The 21,295-nt window shown below is 72.3% G+C and carries 19 protein-coding genes and 1 tRNA gene; 7 read left to right on the top strand and 13 right to left on the bottom strand.

Annotation, left to right across the window (positions count from 1 at the left end; translation table 11 throughout):
• Positions 1–50: 50 nt before the first annotated feature.
• From ABD369_RS22570 to ABD369_RS22590, 5 genes are all read right to left on the bottom strand, one after another.
• On the bottom strand, positions 51–1,490 hold the full coding sequence (locus ABD369_RS22570; RefSeq protein WP_344638316.1) for an HD-GYP domain-containing protein: 1,440 nt from the start codon (positions 1,488–1,490) through the stop codon (positions 51–53).
• 322 nt (positions 1,491–1,812) lie between these two features.
• A complete protein-coding gene (rsrA, locus tag ABD369_RS22575) occupies positions 1,813–2,172 on the bottom strand; it encodes a mycothiol system anti-sigma-R factor (protein WP_344638317.1) in 360 nt (119 codons plus the stop codon).
• Positions 2,169–2,819, bottom strand: coding sequence for a sigma-70 family RNA polymerase sigma factor (locus ABD369_RS22580; RefSeq protein ID WP_425557734.1), 651 nt, complete (start codon positions 2,817–2,819; stop codon positions 2,169–2,171). The genes rsrA and ABD369_RS22580 overlap by 4 nt, the downstream gene beginning before the upstream one ends.
• 405 nt (positions 2,820–3,224) lie before the next feature.
• Positions 3,225–3,860, bottom strand: a complete 636-nt coding sequence (locus tag ABD369_RS22585; protein WP_344638318.1) for an alpha/beta hydrolase family protein — start codon at positions 3,858–3,860, stop codon at positions 3,225–3,227.
• Positions 3,861–3,914: 54 nt separating this feature from the next.
• Complete coding sequence (locus tag ABD369_RS22590) at positions 3,915–4,670, bottom strand: SOS response-associated peptidase (RefSeq protein WP_344638319.1); 756 nt, start codon at positions 4,668–4,670, stop codon at positions 3,915–3,917.
• A gap of 142 nt (positions 4,671–4,812) precedes the next feature.
• Here ABD369_RS22590 and ABD369_RS22595 point away from each other — a divergent pair, with 142 nt between their 5' ends.
• From ABD369_RS22595 to hisN, 5 genes are all read left to right on the top strand, one after another.
• The gene (locus ABD369_RS22595) at positions 4,813–5,517 is read left to right on the top strand and encodes a M50 family metallopeptidase (RefSeq protein ID WP_344638320.1); all 705 of its coding nucleotides are present in this window, start codon (positions 4,813–4,815) and stop codon (positions 5,515–5,517) included.
• 157 nt (positions 5,518–5,674) lie between these two features.
• The gene (aroA, locus tag ABD369_RS22600; RefSeq protein ID WP_344638321.1) at positions 5,675–6,994 is read left to right on the top strand and encodes a 3-phosphoshikimate 1-carboxyvinyltransferase; all 1,320 of its coding nucleotides are present in this window, start codon (positions 5,675–5,677) and stop codon (positions 6,992–6,994) included.
• Between the two features lie 14 nt (positions 6,995–7,008).
• Positions 7,009–8,064 (top strand): ribosome small subunit-dependent GTPase A, encoded by a 1,056-nt coding sequence (gene rsgA / locus ABD369_RS22605; RefSeq protein WP_344638322.1) that lies wholly within the window; start codon positions 7,009–7,011, stop codon positions 8,062–8,064.
• A 145-nt stretch (positions 8,065–8,209) separates the two neighbouring features.
• Entirely contained in the window at positions 8,210–8,533 is a 324-nt protein-coding gene (locus ABD369_RS22610) for a DMT family transporter (protein WP_344638323.1), read from the top strand.
• 58 nt (positions 8,534–8,591) lie between these two features.
• Positions 8,592–9,389, top strand: a complete 798-nt coding sequence (hisN, locus tag ABD369_RS22615; protein ID WP_344638324.1) for a histidinol-phosphatase — start codon at positions 8,592–8,594, stop codon at positions 9,387–9,389.
• Between the two features lie 79 nt (positions 9,390–9,468).
• Here hisN and ABD369_RS22620 read toward each other — a convergent pair whose 3' ends face one another.
• On the bottom strand, positions 9,469–10,947 hold the full coding sequence (locus ABD369_RS22620; protein ID WP_344638325.1) for a catalase: 1,479 nt from the start codon (positions 10,945–10,947) through the stop codon (positions 9,469–9,471).
• Between the two features lie 106 nt (positions 10,948–11,053).
• Between ABD369_RS22620 and ABD369_RS22625 the strand changes: the two genes are divergently transcribed.
• Positions 11,054–11,470 (top strand): Fur family transcriptional regulator, encoded by a 417-nt coding sequence (locus ABD369_RS22625; RefSeq protein ID WP_344638326.1) that lies wholly within the window; start codon positions 11,054–11,056, stop codon positions 11,468–11,470.
• 137 nt (positions 11,471–11,607) lie between these two features.
• Here the strand turns inward: ABD369_RS22625 and ABD369_RS22630 are convergent, their stop codons facing one another.
• From ABD369_RS22630 to ABD369_RS22640, 3 genes are all read right to left on the bottom strand, one after another.
• Positions 11,608–13,605, bottom strand: coding sequence for a tetratricopeptide repeat protein (locus ABD369_RS22630; protein ID WP_344638327.1), 1,998 nt, complete (start codon positions 13,603–13,605; stop codon positions 11,608–11,610).
• A gap of 335 nt (positions 13,606–13,940) precedes the next feature.
• Positions 13,941–14,014: transfer RNA gene (locus ABD369_RS22635), tRNA-Met, on the bottom strand.
• A 67-nt stretch (positions 14,015–14,081) separates the two neighbouring features.
• The gene (locus tag ABD369_RS22640; RefSeq protein ID WP_344638400.1) at positions 14,082–17,045 is read right to left on the bottom strand and encodes a UPF0182 family membrane protein; all 2,964 of its coding nucleotides are present in this window, start codon (positions 17,043–17,045) and stop codon (positions 14,082–14,084) included.
• Positions 17,046–17,209: 164 nt separating this feature from the next.
• On the opposite strand from ABD369_RS22640, the gene ABD369_RS22645 reads away from it, so the two are divergent.
• The gene (locus tag ABD369_RS22645; protein WP_344638328.1) at positions 17,210–17,773 is read left to right on the top strand and encodes a PPA1309 family protein; all 564 of its coding nucleotides are present in this window, start codon (positions 17,210–17,212) and stop codon (positions 17,771–17,773) included.
• A 3-nt stretch (positions 17,774–17,776) separates the two neighbouring features.
• On the opposite strand, the gene ABD369_RS22650 is transcribed toward ABD369_RS22645, so the two are convergent.
• The 4 genes from ABD369_RS22650 to ABD369_RS22665 all read right to left on the bottom strand — a co-directional run bounded on the left by ABD369_RS22650 (position 17,777) and on the right by ABD369_RS22665 (position 21,202).
• Positions 17,777–18,859, bottom strand: coding sequence for a YlbL family protein (locus tag ABD369_RS22650; protein ID WP_344638329.1), 1,083 nt, complete (start codon positions 18,857–18,859; stop codon positions 17,777–17,779).
• A 42-nt stretch (positions 18,860–18,901) separates the two neighbouring features.
• Positions 18,902–19,084, bottom strand: coding sequence for a hypothetical protein (locus ABD369_RS22655; RefSeq protein ID WP_344638330.1), 183 nt, complete (start codon positions 19,082–19,084; stop codon positions 18,902–18,904).
• A 287-nt stretch (positions 19,085–19,371) separates the two neighbouring features.
• On the bottom strand, positions 19,372–19,815 hold the full coding sequence (locus ABD369_RS22660; protein WP_344638331.1) for a molybdenum cofactor biosynthesis protein MoaE: 444 nt from the start codon (positions 19,813–19,815) through the stop codon (positions 19,372–19,374).
• Positions 19,816–20,053: 238 nt separating this feature from the next.
• The gene (locus ABD369_RS22665) at positions 20,054–21,202 is read right to left on the bottom strand and encodes an NAD-dependent epimerase/dehydratase family protein (protein WP_425557730.1); all 1,149 of its coding nucleotides are present in this window, start codon (positions 21,200–21,202) and stop codon (positions 20,054–20,056) included.
• Positions 21,203–21,295 lie beyond the last annotated feature (93 nt).

The following is a 21,295-nucleotide window of genomic DNA, read 5'->3' on the forward strand; positions in this document are numbered from 1 at the left end:
TCCGGCCCGGGCAGCCGCCCTCCGGTCACCGCCGCCCGCGCGCGCCCGCCTCACCTCGCGCCACCCGCGCGCTCCGAGCGACCCGCACGCGCCGCGCGCCCCTGCGGGGCGAGCGCCCTGGCGGGCTCCGGCACACCCAGCGGGATGTCCGGCACCTCTCCGGCCCAGCCGCCCGGCGGCGGCAGGACGGGCTCCCAGCCGTGCTCCGCGACCGCCGCGATCAGCGCCCGCACCATCGCCGGGTCGAACTGGCTGCCCGCACACCGCTCCAGCTCGGCGACCGCCTCGGCGACCGGCCGGCCGCGTCGGTAGGACCGGGTGGAGGTCATCGAGTCGAAGGCGTCCGCGACCGAGATGATCCGGGCGAACTCGGGGATCCGGTCCCCGGTCAGTCCGTCCGGGTAGCCTCGCCCGTCCAACCGCTCGTGGTGGTGCAGGATCCCGGCCCGGCCCTCCTCTCCGAGGAAGGCGATGTCCCGGATCAGCTCGTGCCCGAAGACCGGGTGCACCTCGACCGCCCGCCGCTCCTCCTCGCTCAGCGGACCGTTTCTGCGGAGCAGTTCGGTCGCCACGCCCAGCTTTCCGACGTCGTGCAGCGTGCCGGCGAAGTGCAGGGTGCGCAACCGCTCCTCCACCATGCCGAGTTGGCCGGCGATCAGCACGGCCGCCCGGCCGACCCGTTCGCTGTGCCCCCTGGTGTACGCGTCCTTGATCTCCACGGCCTGCACCAACGCCTGGACGGCGGTCTGCTGGGCCACCCGCTCCCGGTGCCCCTGGGCGAAGACCCAGGCGGAGATGGTGAACGGCAGCAGCGCGAGCACCGCCGCGAAGGCGCCGTACGGGCCCCGCCAGAGGAGCGCCACCATCAGACCGCCGGCCCCGTGCACCAGCGCCGGCAGCACCACCGCGAGCGGACCGCGCAGCGCTGCCCCCGGCCGGGGCCGGCCGGGTGGCCGCGGTCCGACGAGCCGTCGCATCACTGTCACCAAGGCGCCGTTGACCAGGCAGAACGCCGCCACCGCGGCCAGCGAGGGAAGCAGTGCCGCCGGAACCTCGGAGCCGAGCAACAGCCGTGGGCCGTCCGTCAGGTGGAAGACCACCCCGGCGGCCTGGGCCGAGACGGCGAGCTGCGCGCCGTTCCAGAGCCGCCGCAGCGCACGGCGCCGGTCGGTGCACCCCACCAGTGCGGCGGGGAGGGCGACCAGGGCCGCGGCGGCCGGAGGCAGCATCAGGACCCCTGCGAACAGCACCGGGAAGAACGCCGGGCTGCCGGCGTGGCTCGCCCGCACCGGACGGTCGGACCGGCGCAGCAGAAGGCTCCAGAACCGGTGGCAGGGGGTGGGCAGGCCCTGAGCCAGACCGTCCCAGCAGCAGTGCAGGAAGGCCAGCAGCGCCACCCCCGACCAGTCGACCGGGCTGCCCAGCCAGCCCAGTGGGCCGTCGGCGGGCAGTGCCAGGGTCAGCAGACAGCCGGCCGCAGCGACCGGCACCGCCGCCAGGCAGCCGACGGCGCGCCGGCACGGACGCCGGGCCTCCCGAAGTCCGGGCGCCGCCCCGCCCGCCACGGCGGCGTCTCGGTCCTCACCAGCGATCTCCGCCTCCCCGCCATGGCCGCAGTTCCCCGCCGGACCGCACCGGCTTGAGGGTCCGTCAGAGGAGGATAGGGCCCTATCGGGGCGTGCGGAGGCGCGAAAACGCATTGCCCGGGTCGACGCACTGTCAGCTCACCCGAACGAGTGATTCGACCGCCCGATGGTCATGGCGCGACCACACCGGGACGGTACGACCGCACCGGGCGGCCGGGTGTGAGGCCTACTCGGACGTCGCGAGGGAGCTCTGCGCGTTGCTCTGCGCGCCGTGGCCCGCCCTCTCCTCGGCCGAGACCTCGACGGTGGGCGTCGACTCACCGGAGCGCTGCCCGGCGCGGATGCTGTCGATCCGGGCCAGAACCTTGCCGCGCAGGTCGGCAGGCGTGTCGTCACAGCCGCAGGAGCGCTTGATCAGCGCCTTGATGGCCTGTTCGAGGCCGTACTTCTCCAGGCAGGGCGAGCACTCCTCGAAGTGCACCCTCAGCTTGGCGCAATCACCCTCGGCCATCTCGTTGTCGAGGAATTCATAGAGGTGGTCGAGGACCTCGCCACACTCGGTGTCGTGCGGATCGCCGCAGCTCATGAGCCCGCGCCCTTCGCTTCCTGCCCTGCTCCGCTACCTGCCGGAACGAGCCCGCGCTCACGGGCGTAGTCCTCCAGCATGCCGCGCAACTGGCGGCGGCCCCGGTGCAGTCGGGACATCACCGTACCGATGGGTGTACCCATGATGTCCGCGATCTCCTTGTACGCAAACCCCTCGACGTCCGCGAGGTAGACCGCGATGCGGAACTCCTCCGGAATGGCCTGGAGGGCGTCCTTCACATCGCTGTCCGGAAGATGGTCGAGCGCCTGGGCCTCGGCCGAGCGCAGACCGGTCGACATGTGGGACTCGGCCCGGGCCAGCTGCCAGTCCTCGATCTCCTCGGCGGCGGTGCGCTGGGGCTCGCGCTGCTTCTTGCGGTACGAGTTGATGAACGTGTTGGTGAGGATCCGGTACAGCCACGCCTTGAGGTTGGTGCCCTCACGGAACTGGTGGAACGACGCGTACGCCTTGGCGAACGCCTCCTGCAGCAGATCCTCGGCGTCGGCAGGGTTGCGGGTCATCCGCAGCGCGGCGGAGTACATCGGGTCGAGGTAGCCCAGGGCGTCGCGCTCGAAGCGCTCCCGCCGGGCCGCCTCGGTCTCGTTCTCCGACGCCCGGAAGGTGTCCTCGCCGATCGCGTCGGCCAGCTCGTCGCCCGTGAGAGCCTCGCTCACCGGCAGCACCTCGCCCGACTCGGCCTCGTCCTCGGTCCCGACGACCGGACCCACCTCCTCGGCTTTGCGGGCACGACCCACCGCGGGCCCACCCGACAGCGAGGATATCGGGCTCACCGGCTTCTCGCTCGTGGCCAGCCACTCGGACCAGACCGGCAGTGCGGCGTCCATCGCCGCCCGTTCGTTCGGCCGCTCGTGGCACGCGATCGAACCCATGTGTGCTGCCTTTCCACGCGGCTCACCTGCTGACGGTGGTGTTAACCAGAGCGCCCCGCCCGGCATTCCCGCCCGCCCCCTCGGACTTGGGCCGACCGGAAATGGGGCCCGCAGCGTCGTGCGCCGGTCGGTCCTACCGGCGCACTTCCTCCCGAAGTCCGCTCAGCAGACCTCGAGGATCCAGTCGCCGACCGCCCCGGTGATCAGCTCCAGCGCCTCGTCCTGACCGTACGGCGCCCGCTTGGGCACGGCGAAGCCGTGGCTCCCGTACGGGACGGCGACCAGGCGGTGCCCCTCGGGCAGCTCCGGGAACTCCTCCGGCGTCCCGAAGGTGTCCTTCTCCCCCTGCAGCACCAGGGTCGGACGGCCGGAGCCCAGCAGCTCCTCGGCCCGACTCTTCTCCGGCTTGCCCGGCGGATGGAGCGGGAAAGCCAGCGCCAGCACCGCGGCGGCACCGGCACCGGCGGCCGTCCGGCAGGCCACCCGGGCCCCGGCACTGCGACCGCCGGCCACCAACGGCAGTCCCTCACCGGCGAGTTGGGCCATCACCGGAAGCCAGCCCGCGTCCAGTGTCCCCGGCGCGGGGGCGACCTTCCTGCCCGCGACCCGCCAGGGCTGCTCGACCAGCGCGACCGTGATGCCGCGCGCCGGCAGTCCGGCGGCCAGCGCCTGCAGGTCGATCGCCTCGACCCCGCCACCCGCGCCGTGTCCGAGCGCGAGCAGCGCCCTGGGGCGGCCGGCGGCCGGGTACCGGGTGATCCTGGCCTCACCGACGGGCGTGGTCACGAGGGTCTGCACGGCGGCTCCTGGATCTTCGGCGGATCGGCCTCGACTGTGTCAGATGGGGCGGGCTCAGAAGAGCATCGTGCCGTCGTTGCCGTTCTCGTCGAGCGGCTCGAGCAGTTCGGGCCCGTTGTTGCGGATGCTTCCGACCGCCGGGGAGACCGGGACGGCCTGCAGCGCGCCGGGGGCGGGCGGAACGAGCAGCGGCCGCAACTCCTCGGCGTTGTCCAGGGCCGGGTCCAGCCAGGCGTCGAAGGCGGACGGGTCCAGGAAGAGCGGCATCCGTTCGTGGATCGGGGCCAGCGCCGGTTCGGCATCCGTCGTCACGATGGTGCAGGTCACCCGCCAGGCCGCCGGATCGTCGGCCGGCACTCCGCGGTCCCGCCAGAACTCGTACAGCCCGGCCAGGGCCAGCACCTGGCCGTCCACCCGGCTGACGAAGAACGGCTGCTTGCGGGGCTTGCCCCGCTCGCCGGGCATGGTCTGCCACTCGTAGTAGCCGTCGACCGGCAGCAGACAGCGCCGGGAGGCGAAGGCCTGGCGGTAGGCGGGCTTCTCGTGCACGGTGTCGGAGCGGGCGTTGATCATCTTCACCGCCGTCTCGGCCGACCTCGACCAGGACGGCACCAGGCCCCAGCGCAGCACCCGCAGCTGGCGCACCGCCTCGCGCTCCCCCTTGGGAGCGCGGTCCAGCACCGCGTACACCGAGTCGGTCGGCGCCACGTTCCAGCTCGGCACGATGGTCTCGGCCGGGTCCCACTGCCGGACTTCGAAGGTCTCGACCAGGTCCTCTGGCTTGGTGGTGGAGGCGAAGCGTCCGCACATGCGGCCAGCTTGCCATGCGCCCCGCTCCGCCGTACCCCGTCCCGCGAGGAGAACCGGGAAGTACCGCCCGGCCGTCCTACCGTGGGAGGCTGCCACTCGGACTCAGAGCGGCCGGGCCGGGACCGACCACGGAGGGCAGGGCATGGACAGCGCGTACGTATGGCACCTGGTGGTCGGCTCGCAGCCCGGGCCGCCGAGCTGGGTGGCCCCGGCCACGGCGGCGGCGGCGCTGCTCGCCGTACTGCTGCGACCCCTCTGGCGGTTCAGCCGCAACGTGGTGACCATCGCGCACGAGGGCGGGCACGGCCTGGCCGCGGTGCTCACCCGGCGCCGGCTGGCCGGGATCCGGCTGCACTCGGACACCTCCGGCCTGACCATCTCCTCCGGGCCGCCCACCGGCCCCGGCATGATCCTCACCGCGGCCGCCGGGTACAGCGCACCGCCGCTGCTCGGGCTCGGCGGCGCCGCGCTGCTCGCCGGGCAGCACATCGCCCAGTTGCTGTGGATCGGGATCGTGCTGCTGGCGGCCGTCCTGATCATGGTGCGGAACGCCTTCGGCCTGCTCTCCGTGGTGCTCACCGGCGCGGCCTTCGTACTGATCTCCTGGTACGGCGGCGGCGAGCTGCAGGCGGTCTTCGCCTATCTGGGCGTCTGGTTCCTGCTGTTCGCCGGGGTCCGCCCGGTGGTCGAGCTCCAGGCCAAGCGCCGCCGCGGCGAGGCCCCGGACTCCGACGCCGACCAGCTCGCCCGGCTCACCGGCGTCGCCGGCATCCTCTGGGTCACCCTCTTCCTGGTGATCGCCCTGTCCTGCCTCCTCGCCGGCGGCACCTGGCTGATGTCCAGCTGACCCGACCGGGGGCGCGGACCCCGCCCGGACCGGCCGCGCACGCACGACCGAGGGCGCCGGCGGGCTCACCCCGCCTCCGGCGTGTCTTCGCAGAACGCGCGTCCGCCATTCGAATAGGAACGAAGCCCTGAATTCCCGGGCCCCTAGACTTGTCCACATGACCGAAGCCCTGTGGCCCGCCCCCCTTGCGACCGGCGCCGTCGACGCGACCGTCACCATCCCCGGCTCCAAGTCGGCGACCAACCGCGCCCTGGTGCTGGCCGCCCTCGCGGACAGCCCAGGCTGGGTGCGCCGTCCACTGCGCAGCCGTGACTCCCAGCTGATGGCCGACGGCCTGCGGGCACTCGGCGTCACCGTCGAGGAGACGGTCAACACCGCCAGCGGCGGATTCGGCGGCGGTGAGGCCTGGCGGGTCATCCCGGCCGGCCAGCTCCGCGGCCCGGCCCAGGTGGACGTCGGCAACGCCGGCACCGTGATGCGCTTCCTGCCGCCGCTCGCGGTGCTCGCCGACGGCCCGGTGCACTTCGACGGCGACCCGCGCTGCTACGAGCGGCCGCAGCACGGCGTGATCAACGCCCTGCGCGCGCTCGGTGCCCGGATCGACGACGGCGGACGCGGCGGCTTCCCGCTCACCGTGCACGGCTCCGGTGCGCTGGACGGCGGCCCGGTCGAGCTCGACGCCTCGTCCTCCTCCCAGTTCATCAGCGCCCTGCTGCTCTCCGGCGCCCGCTACAACAACGGCGTGGAGATCCGGAACATCGGCGGCAGCGTCCCCTCGCTGCCGCACATCCGGATGACCGTGGACATGGTCCGCAAGGCCGGTGCCCAGGTGGACGCGCCCGAGGACGGCGGCGAGAAGGACGTCTGGCGGGTCACCCCGGGCGCGCTGATCGGCCGCGACCTGGTGGTCGAGCCGGACCTCTCCAACGCCGCGCCGTTCTTCGCCGCCGCGCTGGTCACCGGCGGCCGGGTGACGGTCCGCGACTGGCCCAGGCACACCTACCAGCCGGGCGACCAGCTGCGCGGGATCTACACCGAGATGGGCGGCAGCTGCCGCTTCACCGACGACGGCCTGGAGTTCTCCGGCACCGGCCGGATCCGCGGCATCGAGGCGGACCTCCACGACGTCGGCGAGCTCACCCCGGTGATCGCGGCGGTGGCCGCGCTGGCCGACTCCGAGTCCCACCTTTACGGCATCGCCCACCTGCGGATGCACGAGACCGACCGCCTGGCCGCGCTGGCCAAGGAGATCAACGACCTCGGCGGCGACGTCACCGAGACCGAGGACGGCCTGCGGATCCGTCCGCGCCCGCTGCACGGCGGCGTCTTCCACACCTACGAGGACCACCGGCTGGCCACCGCCGCCGCGGTGCTCGGCCTCGCGGTCGAGGGCGTCCAGGTCGAGAACGTGGCCACCACCGCCAAGACCCTGCCCGACTTCCCGCAGATGTGGGCCGATCTCCTGGGCCAGGGCTGAGGGAGTACTGCACTATGCGCCGCTACGGCAAGGACGCCGACGAGGACGACATCCGCAACCGCCCGGCCCGCCGGGGATCCCGGCCGCGGACCCGGATCCGGCCCAAGCACGAGGACGCCGCCGAGGCGATGATCCTCACCGTGGACCGGGGTCGGCTCACCTGCCTGGTGGACGCCGGGACCAAGCACGAGCGCGAGGTCGTCGCCATGAAGGCCCGCGAACTGGGCCGCAAGGGTGTGGTCGTCGGCGACACCGTCAGCGTGGTCGGCGACCTCTCGGGTGAGCCGGACACCCTGGCCCGGATCGTCCGGGTCGAGGAGCGCACCTCGGTCCTGCGGCGCACGGCGGACGACGACGACCCGTTCGAGCGGATCGTCGTCGCCAACGCCGAGCAGCTGGCCATCGTCACCGCCCTGGCCGACCCCGAGCCCCGGCCCCGGCTGATCGACCGCTGCCTGGTGGCCGCGTACGACTCCGGCATGGAACCGCTGCTGGTCCTCACCAAGTCCGACCTGGCCTCGCCCGAACCGCTGCTGGAGTCGTACGCACCGCTGGGCATCCGCTACGTGGTCACCCGGCGGGATGAACTGGCCAGCACCGGCGCGGAGGCCGTCCGGGAGCACCTGCGCGGGCGGTCCACCGTGTTCATCGGACATTCCGGCGTCGGCAAGACCACCCTGGTCAACGCACTGGTCCCGGAGCGCCAGCGGACCACCGGCCAGGTCAACGCGGTGACCGGGCGCGGCCGGCACACCACCGTCTCCGCGCTCGCCCTGCGGCTGCCCCCGCCGCCCGGTGCCAAGCCGGGCTCCAAGAAGGCGCTCGACCCCGGATGGGTTATCGACACTCCGGGCTTCCGCTCCTTCGGCCTCTCGCACATCGATCCGTCCCGGGTGATCCACGCCTTCCCCGACCTGGAGCCCGGTACCGTCGAGTGCCCGCGGGCCTGCAGCCACGACGAACCCGACTGCGCCCTCGACGCCTGGGTCGCCGACGGCCACGCCGAGCCCGCCCGGCTCTACTCCCTGCGCCGCCTGCTCGCCACCCGGGAGACCCGCGAGGGAGACTAGGGCCCGTCCGGCCGGCCCGGATCAGGGCGGACCGGGGGCGCGGGGGCCTTCCCCGCGCCCCCCGGTGCGGCTTCGGAGGTGTCGGACGGCCCAGGCGTGGCGATCATAGGGAGGTCAGTCCTCGACGCGGCAGGGAGTCAGCTCGATGGCATGGGCCTTGGTGATCATCGCCGGTCTGCTGGAGACCGGGTTCGCGGTCAACCTCAAGCTGAGCGACGGCTTCACCAAGCTCTGGCCCACCATCGGCTTCGCCTGCTTCGCCCTCGGCAGCTTCGGCCTGCTGACCCTCTCCCTCAAGTCCCTCCCGGTGGGCAGCGCCTACGCGGTCTGGACCGGCATCGGCGCGGCCGGCACCGCGGTCTACGGCATGATCTGGCTGAACGAGGCCACCACCGGGCTCAGGCTGCTCTCGATCACCATGGTCATCGCGGGCGTGGTCGGCCTCCAGCTCAGCGGCACCGGGCACTGACCGCTCCGCTCAGCGAGCCGCTCCGGCGCCACCGCCACGGCCTCGGTAGTGTTCGAGCATGGCCGACTACCACGATGACCTCCGCCTTGCCCACGTCCTCGCCGACTCGGCCGACTCCGTCACCATGGAGCGCTTCAAGGCGCTGGACCTCAAGATCGAGACCAAGCCCGACCTCACCCCGGTGAGCGACGCCGACAAGGCCGCCGAGGACCTGATCCGCGGTGTCCTGCAGCGGGCCCGGCCGCGCGACGCGGTGCTCGGCGAGGAGTTCGGCCTGCAGGGCTCGGGCCCGCGCCGCTGGGTGGTCGACCCGATCGACGGCACCAAGAACTACGTCCGCGGCGTGCCGGTCTGGGCCACCCTGATCGCACTGCTCGAGGAGGACCCGGACGGCGAGCAGCAGCCGGTGGTCGGCCTGGTCTCCGCCCCGGCGCTGGGCCGCCGCTGGTGGGCGGCGAAGGGCCTGGGCGCCTACTCCGGACGCAGCCTGGCGAAGGCGACCCGGATCCAGGTCTCCAAGGTGTCCCGGATCGAGGACTCCTCGCTCTCCTACTCCTCCCTCACCGGCTGGGAGGACCGCGGCCGGCTGGACGCCTTCCTCGGCCTCTCCCGCTCCTGCTGGCGGACCCGCGCGTTCGGTGACTTCTGGTCGTACATGATGGTCGCCGAGGGTGCGGTGGACCTGGCGGCCGAACCGGAGCTGAGCCTGTGGGACATGGCGGCACCGTGCGTGATCGTCCAGGAGGCGGGCGGCCGGTTCACCGGCCTGGACGGGGTGGACGGCCCGAACGGCGCCGACGCGGTGGCCTCCAACGGACTGCTGCACGAGGAGACGCTGCGCCGACTGAGTGTCTGAGGCACGGCGCACGGATGGACGCGGGCCCTGGAACCGGTACGAAACCGGTTCCAGGGCCCGCGGCCTGGGTGGTGGCCGGTTACTTCTGCTTGCGCAGCTCGCGCACCGCGTCCTCCAGGCGCCGGCCGTAGTCGGCATCGGCCTTGCGGAAGTTGTCGATCGCCCGCTCGACGATGTCGTCGCGGTCGGCCGAGACCTTGGCGATGAAGCCGGCCAGGTTGGCGATCAGGCGCTGCTTCTCGTCCTCGGAGAACAGCCGGTAGAGGTTGCCGGCCTGGACGAAGTCGTTGTCCTCGGCGTGCGAGGGAGCCACGTGGTTGCCGGTGGCACCGGTGACCGGGATGGCGGACCAGAGCGGCCGGCCGGTCTCGACCGGGCCGCCGAAGCTGTTCGGCTCGTAGTTCTTCTGGCGGCCGTGGCGGCCGTCGTAGAGGTAGCCGTCGCGGCTGTTGGTGCGCGCCTCGGTGGCGTGCGGGCGGTTCACCGGCAGGTGGTCGGCGTTGATGCCGACGCGGTAGCGGTGGGCGTCCGCGTAGGCGAACAGGCGACCCTGGAGCATCTTGTCGGGGGACGGCCCGATGCCGGGCACGAAGTGCGCCGGGGAGAAGATCGACTGCTCGACCTCGGCGAAGATGTTCTCCGGGTTGCGGTTGAGCTCCAGCTTGCCGATCTCGATCGGCGGGTAGTCCGCGTGCGGCCAGACCTTGGTCAGGTCGAACGGGTTGAAGCGGTAGGCGGCGGCGTCGGCGGCCGGCATGATCTGCACCTGGACCGTCCAGGTCGGGAACTCGCCGCGCTCGATCGCCTCGCGCAGGTCGCGCTGGTGACTGTCCGGGTCCTCGCCGGCGAGCTCGTTTGCCTCGTCCTGGGCGAGGTTCCTGATGCCCTGGTCGGTCTTGAAGTGGTACTTCACCCAGAAGTACTCGCCGGCCTCGTTCTGCCACTGGTAGGTGTGCGAGCCGTAGCCGTTCATGTGGCGGTAGGAGGCCGGGATGCCGCGGTCACCGAAGAGCCAGGTCACCTGGTGGGTCGACTCGGGCGACAGACCCCAGAAGTCCCAGACGTTGTCCGCCTCCTGCGAGCCGGTGTACGGATCGCGCTTCTGGGTGTGGATGAAGTCGGGGAACTTGATGGCGTCCTTGATGAAGAACACCGGGGTGTTGTTGCCGACGAGGTCGTAGTTGCCGTCCTCGGTGTAGAACTTCAGCGCGAAACCGCGTGGGTCGCGGACCGCGTCGGCTGAGCCGAGGTTGCCGGCCACGGTGGAGAAGCGCAGGAAGGTCTCGGTCTGCTTGCCGACCTCGGACAGGAACCTGGCCCGGGTGTAGGCGGTGACGTCGGCGGTCACGGTGAAGGTGCCGTAGGCGGCGGCGCCGCGGGCGTGCACCACACGCTCCGGAATGCGCTCCCGGTTGAAGTGCGCGAGCTTCTCGAACAGCAGCTGGTCCTGGATCAGCGCCGGGCCGCCTATGCCGGCGGTCTCCGTGTTCTGGTTGTCCGCGACGGGGGCACCGGCCTCCGTGGTGAGGGTGGGCCGCAGCTCGTCCTGGGTCGTCATGTCAGTGCCTCCGAAGTCATCCGGTCGTGACAGGACTCGATCCTAGCTTGGACTCTGTCTAAGTCAACACTGGAACCAACTCCGGAACGTGGCTTACCCTGTGTCCATGAGTGACCTGCTGGAACGACTTCGCGGACGTGGGTGGCGCCTGACCTCGCAGCGGCGCGTCGTGGCCGAGGTCCTCGATGGTGACCATGTGCACCTGACCGCTGACGAGGTGCACGCGCGTGCGGCGGAACGGCTCCCCGAGATCAGCCGCGCCACCGTCTACAACACCCTCGGCGAGCTGGTGATCCTCGGCGAAGTGCTCGAGGTCAGCACCGACGGGCGCGCCAAGCGGTACGACCCCAACGCGCACCACCCCCACCAGCACCTGATCTGCTCCGGCTGCGGTGCGATCCGCGACGTCCACCCCCAGGGCGATCCGATCGCCGCCCTGCCCGACGCCGAGCGCTTCGGCTTCCTCATCTCGGGCGCCGAGGTCACCTACCGGGGCCTCTGCCCGGACTGCGCGAGACGCTAGTTCCTCCCACCGCGTGCGCACGGCGGAGCACCCCCCTACCGCACCGCGTCGCCGAAGGCGCCACGACCGGACGCAGTCACCCCACGGTGCGCACGCCTGTCCGCGCCCCCGTCGGCCCTCCCGTGCCGCTAAGCCACTCAAGCGCTGAGCTCCGAGTGCAGCGCGCCGAGCAGCCTGGCCGCCCGCTCCGCGACCTCCGCCGGCCCGTACTCCGTCGCCCGGCGGCAGTAGCTCTCCGCCTGCAGCGGCTCGCCCCGTCGCAGCGCGAGCAGCGCCAGCCGCAGCGCCGCCCGCCCGTGCCCGGCGTCGGCGGCCCGGGTGTACCAGATCATCGCCTCGGCCTCGCTGTCCTGCCGGGCCAGCAGCAGCCCCAGGTTGAAGGCCGCACTCCGGCTGCCCGCCTCCGCAGCCCGTCGGTACCAGCTCTCGGCGATCTCCAGCGCGCCGCGCTCCGCGGCCCGTACGCCCATCCGCACCTGCGCCCGCCGGTGCCCGGCGTCGGCGGCCACCGCGTACCAGTGCTCGGCCTCCGCGTCCGCGTCGCCGCGCCGGTCCAGCAGCGACGCCAGCCGGAAGGCGCCCTCGGCCGAGCCGCCCGTCGCCGCCTGCCGGTAGCGCTCCAGCGCGGCGGCCAGGTTGCCCCGCTGCTCCTGGGCCACCGCCAGCTGCAGCGCGGCCTCGCCGTGCCCCTCCGCGGCAGCGCGCGCGTACCACTCCTGCGCCTGCTGCTGCTCCCCGCGCCCGGCGTGCAGGACGCCCAGGTTGAAGGCGCCGTCCACACTGCCCGCCTCGGCGGCCTTGGAGAACCAGGGCTCGGCTCCGGACTCGTCGCCGCGCTGGAGCAGCACCACGGCCAGCGCGTTGCACGCCTCCCGGTGTCCGGCGTACGCGGCCCGCCGGTACCACTGCTCGGCCTGCGCCTCGCGGCCGCCACTCGTGCAGAGCAGCCCGAGGTTGAAGGCGCCGTTGTGGTCGCCCGCGTCCATCGCGACCCGGTACCAGCGCTCGGCCTCGGCGGCCTCGCCCCGGCTCGCGTGCAGCGCGCCGAGCGCGTTGGCGGCCATGCCGTCGCCCGCCTCGGCGGCCTGCTGCCACCACTCGGCGGCGGCGCTCGTGTCCCCGGCGTCGCGCAGCAGGAAGCCCAGCGCACAGGCCGCCCTGGCCTCGCCGTTCTGCGCGCCCTGCCGGTACCAGCGGGCGGCCTCGTCGGCGCAGGACGGGTCCTGGTGGGCCCGCTCCTCCAGCAGCACGCCCAGCCGCAGCGCGGCGCGGGCGTGGCTGCGGGCGGCGGCGGTGCGGTACCAGGTCTCGGCGGTCTCCTTGTCCCCGGCCGCCTCGCGCATCCGGGCCAGCCGGTACGCGGCCTCGCGGTGGCCAGCGTCGGCGGCGACGCGGAACCAGCGCTCGGCCCGGACGTCCCGCCGATGCTCCATCAGGTCGCCCAGCGCGTAAGCGCCGAGCGGGTGTCCCTGCTCGGCGGCGAAGTGCAGCCAGTACTCGGCCGCCTCCTCCTCGCCCTGGTCGCGCAGTTGCAGGCCGAGCGCGTGCGCGGCCGGCGCGCTGCCGGCGACCGCGGCCTGCCGCCACCACTGGGCGGCCTCGGCACGGTGGCCGCGCTGGTGCAGCAGCACGCCGAGGTTGTTGGCGGCGGCACGCAGCCCGGCGGCCGCGGCACTGCGCAGGTACGGCTCGGCGTCCTCCAGGTCGCCCCGGCGCAGCAGCAGCGCGCCGAGCTGACTGGCCGCGTTGGCGTCGCCGTCGTCGGCGGCCTGGCGGTGCCTGGACTCCAGTGCGGCCTGCTCGCGGGCGGCCAGCGCGGACTCGAAGCTGGTCTCCTCCGTGTCGTCCGGCTCGGCGTCGGATGCGGCGGGGTAGGGACCGATGGCGTCGAGGAGCTGCCGGGCGGAGACGTGCACCAGCCGCTCCGGCCCCGAGCCGGTGGCCTGTTCCGGGCCGCCGGTCAGGCTGCTGGTGCGCTGGGTGGGCAGGGCCCGCTGGGTGTCCTCGGGGCCGATCGCCCACGCCTCGGTGTCGGCGTCAGCGGGCGGCATGCCCGCTCCGGCGCCGGGTGCCGGGGCGGCACCCTTGGCCGGGGTGGGCCGCGCTCCCGAATCGTTCCTGCCGATCAGCTTCATGCCCACTCCCGCTCCCCCAGAGTGCTGCGGCATCCTCCCCCAGCCTTCGGCCGGGGGGACCCCCGGGGGTGCACCGGACCGGACGGTTCGTCAACCGTCCCCCCACTTCCCCCATGTGGTCCATCGTCGCATCACCCGCAACCCGCGTACACCTGCTCCGGCCGTTTTGGCGGAGCGGGGCCGAAGCCCGGCGAGATTGCTTCGGCGCTTTGTCGATTTCCCGACACTTGAGCCCCACAAACCCCGGTCACGCATAGTACCGGAGCGGCTCGACGCGCCGGGCGAACATGCAGCAGGCCCGGCAGACGAATCTGCCGGGCCTGCTTGCTACTGAGTAGCGGGGACAGGATTTGAACCTGCGACCTCTGGGTTATGAGCCCAGCGAGCTACCGAGCTGCTCCACCCCGCGTCGGTGGTTAAACCATAGCACGGTGGCGGGACAGCCCAGAAATCGCTTGCCGCGGGAAGGCTGCAGCTCAGGGACTGGCGGTGGGCGAGGTCGACGGCGTCGGCGTGGACGCCGGCGGCGCCGGGGCGGGCGTCGCCGGGGCCGGGGTGGCCCCGGCGCGCCCCTGCTGGGCGGCGGCGGCCGCGTTGAGCGCGTCCTGAAGGGCCTTCTGGTCCTGGCCGTACCTGGTCCAGTCGCCGTTCTTCAGCGCGTCCTGGCCGTCGCTGAACGCCTTCTGAGCGTCCTGCAGCGCCTTGTCCAGCTCCGGATTGGCCCCGGTGCCGTTGCTCGGCGGGGCGGTCGGGGTGGTGCCCGGAGTCGTCGGGCTGGTGGGCGCGGTCGGGGTGGCCGGCGTGCCGCCCGCCGCGCTGCCCAGCACCTTCGCCAGGGCCTCGGCCAGGCTGTTCTCCAACGCGACGTTGCTGGTGCCGTTGCCGTACACCGCCAGCACCTTCTGCAGCACCGGAACCTTGGCGCTCCGGCCCACCAGGTAGACCGGCTCGATGTTGAGGAAGTCGCCGCCGACCGGAAGCGTCAGCAGGTTGCCGTACTCGATGTCGGAGTCGCTGCCGGTCTTCAGCAGGGTGAGCTTGTTGGCGACCGCCTGGTCGGAGTTGAACCTCGCCTGGGTCAGCTTCGGCCCGAGCGCCCCGGCGCCGGTCGGCACCTTGAGGATCCTGATCTTCCCGTAGTCCGGCCCGGGATCCGCGTCGACGGCCATGAAGGCGGCCAGGTTGTCCCGGCCGCCGGGCACGAAGCTGCTGGTGAGCGAGAAGCTCGCACTCTGCTGGTCGGGCATCCGCACCGTCAGGTAGTACGGCGGCTGGACCTCGCCGGTGTTGGTGGTCGGGTCGGCCGGCACCTGCCAGATGTCGGTGCCGTTGAAGAACGCGGTGGCGTCGGTCATGTGGTACATGCCGAGCATGTCGCGCTGCACCTTGAACATGTCCTGCGGGTAGCGCAGGTGCGGCAGCAGCGCACTCGGGATGTCGGACCGGGCCTTGACGGTGCCCGGGAACGCCTTCATCCAGGTCTTCAGCACCGGGTCGGCGTCGTCCCACTGGTAGAGCGTCACCTCGCCGGTGTAGGCGTCCACCGTCGCCTTCACCGAGTTGCGGATGTAGTTGACCTTGTTGACGGCGGTGAGGGTCCGACCGCGCTGGTCGGTCAGCGAGTCCTTGGTGACGTCGCCCAGGGTGGTCCTGGAGGAGAACGGGTAACCGTCCGAGGTGGTGTAGCCGTCCAGCACCCAGAGCAGCTTCTTGCCCACGACCACCGGGTACGGGTCGGCGTCGATCGAGAGCCAGGGGGCGACCTTCTCGACCCGCTCCTTGGGGGTGCGGTCGTAGATCACCCGGGCGCCGTCGGTGATCGCGCCGGAGTAGAGGATCTGCGGCTCGGCGAACTTCACCGCGTACGCGGCCCGGGCCAGCGGGTTGTCCAGCGAGACGCCGCTGCCGCCGGTGTACCGGTAGGTCGGGTCGGGCCCGGAGTCCGAGGTGTAGTCGATCTCGTCGTTGCTGCCGCCGACGATCGAGTACTCCGGGCTCTTCTCGCCGTAGTAGACCCGCTGCTGGTAGTCGCCGAACGAACCGGTGGTCGGCAGTGCGGACTCGGTGTAGACCGGGTTGCCGTCCTTGTCGACCTGGTTGCCCTTAGCGGCCACCACGCCGTAGCCGTGGGTGTACTTGAAGTGGTCGTTGATCCAGTTGCGCTGCTGCACGCCGTTCAGGTCGAGCTCGCGCACGCCCAGCACGGTGTCCTGCTGGCCGTACCGGTCGACGTCCAAGGTCTTGGGGAAGGCGTAGTACTTCCGCAGCGCTTGGTTCTGCTGGAAGGTCGGCGCGACCACGTTGGGGTCCAGCAGGCGGACGTCCGCGATGGTCTGGGCGTCCGGCCCCAGCGCGTCGGCGCCGGTCGAGCCCTTGGGCTCGTACTGCTTGGTCTGGTTGTCCGCGATGCCGTACGCCTGCCGGGTGGCGTCGATGTTCTTCTGGATGTACGGCGTCTCCTTGGCCTGCTCGTTCGGCTTGACCTGGAACTGCTGCACGATCGCCGGGTAGAGCCCGCCGATCAGCACCGCCGAGAGCGCCATCAGCCCGAAGCCGATCAGGGCCGGTGCCCAGGTGCGGCGGATCGGCGTCAGGAAGAACAGCAGCGCGCAGATGATCGCGACGAAGAACAGGATGGTCTTGGCCGGCAGATAGGCGTTGGCGTCCACGTAGCGCAGGCCGGTCCAACCGTCCACGCCCTTGTACGCGCCGGACTTCACCGCCAGCGCGTACCGGTCCAGCCAGTACGCGACCGCCTTGAGCAGCACGAACACCCCCAGCAGCACCGCCAGGTGGCCCTTCGCGCCCGCACTCGCCCGCCGTCCCGGGCCCTGCAGGCGCAGCCCGCCGTACAGGTAGTGCACCAGGACCGCGGCCAGCAGCGAGACGATCACCGTGCTGAACGCGAAGCCGAGCAGGAACTCGTACCAGGGCAGCGAGAAGGCGTAGAAGGCGACGTCCAGGTGGAACTGGGGGTCCTTCTCCCCGAACGGTGTCTGGTTGGTCCACTGCAGCCAGGTGCGCCACTGGCCGGCCGCCGACGCACCCGCGATCAGGCCGACCACCAGCGAGATCGCCGGCAGCAGCCAGCGCTTGTGCGGGGCCACGCCCATCCGGTAGCGGTCCAGGCTCTGCTGCTCCACCGACATCGCCGAGAGCGGCGGCCGCAGCCGGTACGCCAGCCAGAGGTTGAAGCCGACGACCACGGCCATGACCAGGCCGAAGACCGCGAACAGCGCGGCCTTGGTCCACAGCCGGGTGCCGAAGACCGAGGAGTAGCCGAGGGACCTGAACCAGAGCCAGTCCGTCCACACCCCGGCGAACACCACGAACGCCGCGATCAGGGCCGTGAGCACGGCGGCGGTGAGCAGCAGCACTCGGGCCCGGCGTGAGGGTGGGCCGGCTCCGGGTCGGAAGCCCGGTCCTGGCCGGTCCGGCATCTGGAACACCAAGGTGGCACCTCTGCTGTGTCGGGAGTGAGCTGACTCGGGGGTCGGGGAGCGGCGCGGTCCCTTATGCAACTTAGTCGGTGATTACCTGAGTTCCCACGGCCCGTACGCCGGTTCCGCTCGGGGCCGGGACCGGCGCATGTGAGGATTGGGGCATGTCCGATGCAAGCCACACCCTGTCCGGCGACGGCCGCCCGCCGGCCGCCACCCCGCTCACCCGTGCCGCCCTGGAGATCGACGAGTACGCCGCATCGCTCGGCTGGGACCTCCCGGCCAGGCTGTTCGCCCTGGTCGACGGTGAGCGGCTGAAGAAGGCCAACCCGGCGCTGGCCAAGCAGCTGGGCCTCGCCGACCAGGAGGACCCCGGCCTCACCCCGGTCGAGCAGGACGAGCTGCCCGCCGGGATGGAGTTGGACAAGTTCCTCGCCACCATCGCCTGGCCCGAGACGGTGGCCGGCTGCGCGCTGGTGGTCGAGCGGCTGATGCTGCCGCCCGGCGCCGAGCAGTCCAGGCCCAAGAACGCCACCGAGGCCCAGCTGGCCGAGTGGGTGGCCACCCACCCGGAGCGCCAGGAGGTGCGGATCACCGCCGCCGTGCTGCGCGACGGCAAGAAGGAGATCGCCCTGCGGCTGCGCTCCAAGGACGTCGCCCGCGAGGTACTGACCGGCCCCGACCTGGTCCCGGGCCTGACCGAAGCGCTGCTGGCGACCTTCGCCTGACGGCTACTTGCCGCAGGACGGCAGCGCCGAGGTCTGGCCGGACCTGATCTCGTCGAGCGCCTTCAGGGCGTCGGCCAGCGTGTTCACCTTGATCAGCCGCAGGCCGCCGGGCGTGTTCCTGGCGGCCTCGGCGCAGTTGTCGGCCGGGGTGAAGAAGTACTCGGCGCCCTTGTTCCGGGCGGCGATCACCTTCATCGAGATGCCGCCGATCGGTCCGACCTTGCCGTCGTCGCTGATGGTGCCGGTGCCGGCGACGAACTTGCCACCGGTCAGGTCGGTGGGGGTGAGCTTGTCGATGATGCCGAGCGAGAACATCAGTCCGGCGCTCGGACCGCCGACGTCCTGCAGCCCGATGTCGATCTTGAATGGGTAGGTGTGGACCACCCCGGGGCCGATCCCGACGATCGCCCGGCCGGAGCCGTCCGTCGCCCTGGCGGTGGTGACGGTGACCTTCTGCTCGTCCGCCGGGTTCGGCTCGGCACTGTCCTTGCCGTGCGGGGCCACGGTGAACTCCACCGCCTCGCCGGGCTTGTGCTTGGTCACCTGCTTGGCGACCTCGGTCACCGCCGTGATCGGCGTGCCGTCCACCGCGACGATCTGGTCACCCGCGTGCAGCTTGCCCTCGGACGGGCTGCCGGCCACCACCGAGTTGACCACCACCTCGGTGCCCACCGGGATCCCCAGCTGGGTGAGCGCGGCGGTCTTGGCGCTGTCCTCGGAGGAGGCGAACTCCTCCGCGTTCTGCTGCTGGGCCTGCTGGTCGCTCTGCCCCTCCGGGTAGACGTTCTCGCGCGGCACCACCAGCACGTCGTCACGCAGCCAGCCGACCACCATCGAGACCAGGCTGGGCTGGTACCTCGCCCCGGTCACCTGGACCGTGGTCATGTTGAGGTGCCCGCTGACCGGGTAGGTCTGGTGCCCGGTGATGCTGATCACCGGCTGGTCGGTACCGTCCTGCGTCCCGAGCGTGTTGTAGGTCGGCCCCGGGCTCATCTCGGTGTACGGCACCTTCATGAGCACCGAGACACAGAGCAGTGCTATGAGCATGAGGGTCGCGGCGAGCATCGTCGCAGAGCGGCGTGGCATGGCTCGACAGTACGGGACGGGGATGACGGAGCGCGCCCCGGGCTACTGCCCGTGGCCCTTCGAGGCCGCCACCGTGCTGCGCTCCATCGCGGCCCGGAAGCGCTGGTGCTCCGCCAGCGAGGCCGGGTCACCGGTCGCCCGAGGCGTACGGGCGGCCCAGCCGGCCCAGATCATGGCGGCAACCGCCGCAACAACGGGGATCATCAACCAGGCGAGCGCAGCCATGTCCGTACTCCCAGCTCGTCGTGTCTATGAGCAGATTAACCAACCTGGCGGACAACGGCGGCGGCGCCATCCGGGTTACGGGCGGACATTCCCCGTCATCACCCGGAGGGACCCCGCCGACCCCCGGGTGGCCGATCGGGAGCCCCGGGTGGCCGATCGGGTGAACCACCCGGCGGGCACGGCCTCCGACGGCTCCGCTCGGGCCTCGCACGCGCACGTACGACCAGGCGGCACGGGCCGACGCGAACCGGTGCGGACGGCAGCCGCGGCCGCCCGGGCGGCCGCGGCTAGCAGGAGCCCGCGCCCACCCACTCCTCCTCGCCGTCCGTGAAGACCTGGTGCTTCCAGATCGGCACCTCGTGCTTGAGATCGTCGATCAGCCGCCGGGCCGCCGCGAAGGCCTCACCGCGGTGCGGGCAGGAGACCGCGACGATCACAGCCTTGTCGGTGATCCCCAGCCGGCCGACCCGGTGCACCGCCGCCAGCGCACGCACCGGGAACTCGGCGACGATCTTCTCGGCGATCCGGCGCATCTCCCGCTCGGCGGTGGGGTGGGCGCTGTACTCCAGCGCGGCGACCGACTTGCCCCCGTCGTGGTCCCGCACCGTCCCCACGAAGACCGTGATGCCGCCGGCCGCGTCGTCGCCGACGGCCTCGTAGACCTCGTCCAGCGAGAGCGGGGTCTCGCGGACGGCCAGCAGGCGGATGGGGTCGCGGTGGTTCTCGGTCATGGCCACATGATTCCTCATCCGGGGTGGGCTCCAGCAAGAGGCTTCCGTATCACGATTGGAGAATTTCGCATTGCGGTAATCCCTATGAGGTTCCGGTGGGACCGCCCACCTGACCGGTGCGCGGTCCACGCGACAGCCGCAAGCACACGCGGCGGAGCGCACCCGTGTGCCACGCCCCACCGGGCCGCGGTCTCCCGCGCCCCGGCGTCCCCGACCACACCGGCCCGGAAGCCGCGACTCAGATCCGCCGGCGCTTGCGCGCCCGCCGGACCAGCGCGGCCGTACCGACCAGGGCAACCGTCGCACCGGCCGCGCCCAGGCTGGTCGCCGCCTCCTTGCCGCCCAGCCGCCGGCCCGCGACCGCGTGCTTGCCCGAGACCTGTTCCAGCAACTCGGCCAGCACCTGCTCGTTGCTGAACGCCGGCCGCCAGCCCGCCTCGTGCAGCCGGCTGCCGGAGACCACCCAGGGGTACATGGTGTACGCGAGATCGCCCGCCGGAGCCGGGGTCAGCCCGAGCCGGTGCAGTCGGGCCGCCGTGCCGAGCGCCAGCGAGGCCGGCAGCTCCATCCGCCGGATGCCCGACAGCTCCTCGACGTCCTCCTGCTCCAGCCAGCCGTCGCAGCCGACCGTAACCTCGCCCTCGACCAGGCCCAGCGCCGCGTACTCCAGTGCCGAGGCCAGGTCGTCCAGGTGGCAGAACTGCCAGCACGGCCGCGAACCGGCCACCACCAGCAGCCTGGGCGCCTCGAAATGCCTGGTCAGCACCGTGTCCACCCCGGGCCCGACGACCACGGCCGGGCGCAGCACCGTCACCTGCAGGCCCGGGTGGGCACGGGGCGCCCGGCGGGCGAGGCGCTCGATCTCCAGCAGGTCGCCGACCAGCGAGGCCTCCTCGGTGGCCCGCAGCTCGGAGTCCTCGGCCAGCGGCACCTCGTTGTCCGGCAGCGCGCCGTAGACCATCGCCGAGGTGCAGAGCACCACCCGGCCGACCCCGGCCGCCGCGGCCGCGGTGACCACGGTCTGGGCGCCGCGCACGTTGTACGCGCTGCGCGCCCGCGGGTCGGACTCCATACCGAGGTCCATCGCCAGGTGGACCACCACGTCCACGCCGGCCAGCCGCTCGGCCACCGCCGGGTCCCGGACGTCCAGTACCCGCCAGTGCACGCCGGGCACCTCACCGCGCCGGTCGTCCAGCGCCAGCACCCTGCGGACGTGCGGCGAGGCCACCAGCCGCGCCGCGACCCGCTCGCCGAGCACGCCGGCGGCACCGGTGACGGCCACGGTGAGTGGCCGCCCGCCGTAGGCTGGAGACGGCGAACCGGCGGCAGCTGGGCCGTCCTCTCCTCCGGTCAGCCCAGAGCGAACGTCCGAAGGCGGGGAACTCACCGGCCATCCTCCACGGTTAGCTTATGTGCGTACGTACGAGTGTCACGTACCGTCCATCCTGCCCGAGGCGCGGGCCAGGCAGTGCACCCGGCA

It is taken from the genome of Kitasatospora cystarginea (assembly GCF_039533515.1).
Lineage (GTDB): Bacteria > Actinomycetota > Actinomycetes > Streptomycetales > Streptomycetaceae > Kitasatospora > Kitasatospora cystarginea.

Coding starts and splice junctions, on each gene's coding strand:
- rsrA (WP_344638317.1), bottom strand. CDS start 2,172: ATGAGCTGCGGCGATCCGCACGACACCGAGTGTGGCGAGGTCCTCGAC.
- ABD369_RS22590 (WP_344638319.1), bottom strand. CDS start 4,670: ATGTGCGGACGCTTCGCCTCCACCACCAAGCCAGAGGACCTGGTCGAG.
- ABD369_RS22595 (WP_344638320.1), top strand. CDS start 4,813: ATGGACAGCGCGTACGTATGGCACCTGGTGGTCGGCTCGCAGCCCGGG.
- aroA (WP_344638321.1), top strand. CDS start 5,675: ATGACCGAAGCCCTGTGGCCCGCCCCCCTTGCGACCGGCGCCGTCGAC.
- rsgA (WP_344638322.1), top strand. CDS start 7,009: ATGCGCCGCTACGGCAAGGACGCCGACGAGGACGACATCCGCAACCGC.
- ABD369_RS22610 (WP_344638323.1), top strand. CDS start 8,210: ATGGCATGGGCCTTGGTGATCATCGCCGGTCTGCTGGAGACCGGGTTC.
- hisN (WP_344638324.1), top strand. CDS start 8,592: ATGGCCGACTACCACGATGACCTCCGCCTTGCCCACGTCCTCGCCGAC.
- ABD369_RS22620 (WP_344638325.1), bottom strand. CDS start 10,947: ATGACGACCCAGGACGAGCTGCGGCCCACCCTCACCACGGAGGCCGGT.
- ABD369_RS22625 (WP_344638326.1), top strand. CDS start 11,054: ATGAGTGACCTGCTGGAACGACTTCGCGGACGTGGGTGGCGCCTGACC.
- ABD369_RS22630 (WP_344638327.1), bottom strand. CDS start 13,605: ATGAAGCTGATCGGCAGGAACGATTCGGGAGCGCGGCCCACCCCGGCC.
- ABD369_RS22640 (WP_344638400.1), bottom strand. CDS start 17,045: ATGCCGGACCGGCCAGGACCGGGCTTCCGACCCGGAGCCGGCCCACCC.
- ABD369_RS22645 (WP_344638328.1), top strand. CDS start 17,210: ATGTCCGATGCAAGCCACACCCTGTCCGGCGACGGCCGCCCGCCGGCC.
- ABD369_RS22650 (WP_344638329.1), bottom strand. CDS start 18,859: ATGCCACGCCGCTCTGCGACGATGCTCGCCGCGACCCTCATGCTCATA.
- ABD369_RS22655 (WP_344638330.1), bottom strand. CDS start 19,084: ATGGCTGCGCTCGCCTGGTTGATGATCCCCGTTGTTGCGGCGGTTGCC.
- ABD369_RS22660 (WP_344638331.1), bottom strand. CDS start 19,815: ATGACCGAGAACCACCGCGACCCCATCCGCCTGCTGGCCGTCCGCGAG.